We start from the raw sequence: 3,257 nt of genomic DNA on the forward strand, positions 1-3,257 counted from the left end.
GCCCAGAGCTGTCCGGAGCCATGGGCGTTCGAGAGACAGGAATCGGCGGACCAGGGCGCCGGCGCCCACGACCGCGAAGACGAAGAGAAGCTGGCCCGCCTCCACACCGAGATTGAACGAGAGCAAAGCCAGCGGCACGTCGGATTGCGGCAGGCCGATCTCCTTCAGCGCGCCGCCGAAGCCCAACCCGTGCAGGAGCCCGAACGCGAAAGCGACGAGCCAGGGCGCGCGCTTGGTGAAATCCGACTCAGGCCCAGTCTGACGCACGATCTCCGCCGCCACGAACATGATGCTGAGGGCGATGACGGCCTCGACGGGGGCTTGCGGGATCTGGGCCCAGCCCAGTGCCGCGAGGGCGAGCGTGATGCTATGCGCAACGGTGAAGGCGGTAATGACTTTGACCAGCATCCACACGTCGCGGACGAGCAGCAGCAGAGCCAGCACGAACAGTAAGTGGTCGATACCGAGCAGAATATGCTCCACGCCCAAGAGGAAATAGGTGCGGGCCGTATCGACCCAGGTCGGTGCGGCCGCGACGGTGAAAGACGGTTGATCGGGCGTCAGCCGCGCCGCTTGTATGGAGCCATCTTCAGACTCCACCCGCACGACGACATCGGTGAACGTGCTGGACAAGCCATCAATGGCAACTTCGCGGTCCACAAGTCCACCCGGGCACCGAACAGCCAAATGTTCCAAAGCCGCGGCGCCGGCACGCTCGGTCCGCGCCGGCTGGGTCTCGGTACAGTCTGCCGGCAGGCGCACGTGAAGACCAAGACGCATGTCGCCGCGCGCGGGCACTTTGAAGCGCACATCATAGGTCTCCACGCCTGTCTGTTGGATCTCCAGAAAGCCTGGCCGCAACTCATGGGCCTCGCACTCTCCCCGCAGCGCGAGCGCAAACACGAGAGCGATGAGAAGCCGGATCACTTCGTCTTATCCTTGTCCGGCTCGGAGGGCTTGGCCGCAGGCAAGACGACCTCATATTTCGCGCGCAGCTTGTCATAGGCCTGCGCTTCGTACTCTTGCCGCTTCAAGTTTCGCCAGTCGCGCAGCACCGCCGCCCGCACCTCATCGAGTTTCGGGTCGTAGCCATCCTCTCGCTTGCTGACGCGGACGAGATGCAGGCCGAACGGCGAGCGAACCGGCCCCGTCCATTTGCCCAGCGGGGCATCCTCCAAGCCTTTCGAAAACGCCTCGCCGAGATCGCGCTCAATCGCGCGCAAAGGGGAGAGCGGAATGTCCTTCGGCAGCAAGGTGGCATCGCCGAACGCGGCAGGGTCTCCGCCGGCCGTCAAGGCTTTAAGCGCCTCGGCCGCGCGGCCGGCCGCATCTTCCTCTGACGCTTTCGCCTTGATGAACACCTGCTCGAAAGCCAGCTTTGGATCGACGCGATAGTTGTCCTTGTGGCTGTCCAGATAGTCCTGCAGCGCCACATCGTCGGCGGCCAGCACCTCCCGGCCGGGCTCCGACAAAAACTCCATCTTTTGCTGCATGCGGCGGCGGATGAGCGTGTCGTCCCGGTCGAGGCCCAGTTTCACCGCCTCGCGGTAATAGACCTCTTCCTTGACGAACGCATCTAAGAGCCCGCGCAGTTCCTGCGGCGTCGGCGGGCGCTGCCATGTCTTGGCAAAGATTTGCGCCAGTTGCCGCACCCGGCCCTCGGTCACGACTATACGGTCCCGGGCCTCGGTTTCGTCGTCGTCGGCGAAGAGCGAAAAGGCCGCAAAGACCGCCGCACCGATCAACACGAAATGGACCAGCGGTTCGCGTGCCAGCCTCGAAATGAAACTCATTGTATTAACCTGACGCTCCCTCTGCGCCTTGCGGCGGGTCTGCACGCGCATCTACCGGCAGGCCTCGCAAGACGGACCGCACGGCCTCCTGACGGTCCACTGGACCATAAAGGCGGATCAAGCCTTGCACCTCAGCCACGTCGAAGCTGAGGCTGCCCGCATTCAATGCAAGAATGACTTCACTTTGGGTCACGAGAACTGCGTCGCCCTTCTTAGAGCCTTTGACGTGGACATCGACGTCAAAGCCGCTCTCGCCCGGTGCATAGCGGCTCCACAGCATAGAATCGAGCAGGATAACCGTGAATCCAAAACGCGGCGCCGGCGGCAACGCAAGAGCGTCTCCCAATTGCTGCAAGCCGTCGGCAATGCGCTGATACGCGAACAGGTCCTTGACGACGCGTGCCGGTCTCGGCGGCAGCAAACCGCTGTTCTGCGCCTGCCAAACGGCCGTCCTCACATAGAGCGCCTTCGGATAGATGTAGTTCAAGGTGCCGCGGGCGATATCGCTGGGATTGTGATAGCCGCAGGCAAGTGCGCCGCCCCCCGCGAACAGCATGGCCGCCACAATAAAAATCGCGATCGTGCGGGCACTCCTGCCGCGCGCGCCTCTACGCCTCATACGGCTTTATCCCTTCGGCGAATACCAGATGGGCGCGGTGTAGGCCCGCTCCTGTCCCTTGAGGACAATCTCATCTGGCAGCTTGAGGTCGAACTTCGCCGCGTCGTATGCGGTCCAACGCGGCGTTGGAATCTCGATCACCCGCGCATAGTAGAACGCACTGACCTTGGGATCGAAGTCCGGGTCGGTCCAGACCGTGCCCAGCTCTGGGGCGCCGATCGTGTTGGTCCAGCTGGGGATCGACAGGTCCACCGTATCGCCGACCGGCGGCACCTTGCCGTCCGTGCTGGGCTTGCGGTCGCCGGACCAAACCACGTCGTAGACTTTTTCTTGCGGCTTGCCGTCGGCGTCGATCCAGCCCTTGATGATCTGAATGCGGTCGAGATTGCCGCCAATCGGATCGCGCAAAGCGTAGACGAGAAAGCTCGGCGCCTTGCCGTCAGGGGTCCCCGTCAGGTCGCTACCCATGGGCACACCCTTGGTGTAGCCGAGCACAGCGAGGTCGCGGCGGGCGGCATCTTTCTCATCGAAATCGAAACCGCCGAAGAGCCGCACGCGCATGCGCGGCCCGGTCGTTGCGTAGGTCTCGCGCCGCTTCATAGCGTCGAAGATCGCCCCGCGCGTATTGGCCGTCGCCCACACACCCACAGTGCCTGCCGCGTTATACTTCCAGCCCGTAAATCCTTCGATTCCGAGCTCCTCGTTCTTCTTGCCTTCGTGCGTCGCCCGATGCGGGTTGGGCTCGTAGGAAGAGAACTTCGAGAAGAAATTGTCTTCATCGATCGTGCTGAGCGCGGTGTGCGTGTCTGTGCTGCCGACCATCCCGAACTTGAAGGGATTCATGC

General features: G+C 63.0%; 4 protein-coding genes. All 4 read right to left on the bottom strand.

The annotated features are described in order from the left end of the window. A partial coding sequence (locus WBQ77_RS08670; protein ID WP_424059828.1) for a HupE/UreJ family protein occupies positions 1–927 on the bottom strand: 927 nt, incomplete at its 3' end. Then, positions 924–1,793, bottom strand: a complete 870-nt coding sequence (locus tag WBQ77_RS08675; protein WP_424044365.1) for a peptidyl-prolyl cis-trans isomerase — start codon at positions 1,791–1,793, stop codon at positions 924–926. The genes WBQ77_RS08675 and WBQ77_RS08670, both read right to left, overlap by 4 nt. 4 nt (positions 1,794–1,797) lie before the next feature. After that, positions 1,798–2,412: a hypothetical protein gene (locus WBQ77_RS08680; protein WP_424059830.1), complete on the bottom strand. Its 615-nt coding sequence runs from the start codon at positions 2,410–2,412 to the stop codon at positions 1,798–1,800. Positions 2,413–2,418: 6 nt separating this feature from the next. After that, positions 2,419–3,257 (bottom strand): DUF3604 domain-containing protein (locus WBQ77_RS08685; RefSeq protein WP_424059832.1); only part of this gene is annotated, 839 nt, incomplete at its 5' end.

Origin of the sequence: Methyloceanibacter sp. (genome assembly GCF_049590335.1) — a bacterium.
Classification (GTDB): Bacteria; Pseudomonadota; Alphaproteobacteria; order Rhizobiales; family Methyloligellaceae; genus Methyloceanibacter.

Excerpts from the sequence above, each read along its gene's own strand:
- WBQ77_RS08675 (WP_424044365.1), bottom strand. The coding sequence starts at position 1,793 with ATGAGTTTCATTTCGAGGCTGGCACGCGAACCGCTGGTCCATTTCGTG.
- WBQ77_RS08680 (WP_424059830.1), bottom strand. The coding sequence starts at position 2,412 with ATGAGGCGTAGAGGCGCGCGCGGCAGGAGTGCCCGCACGATCGCGATT.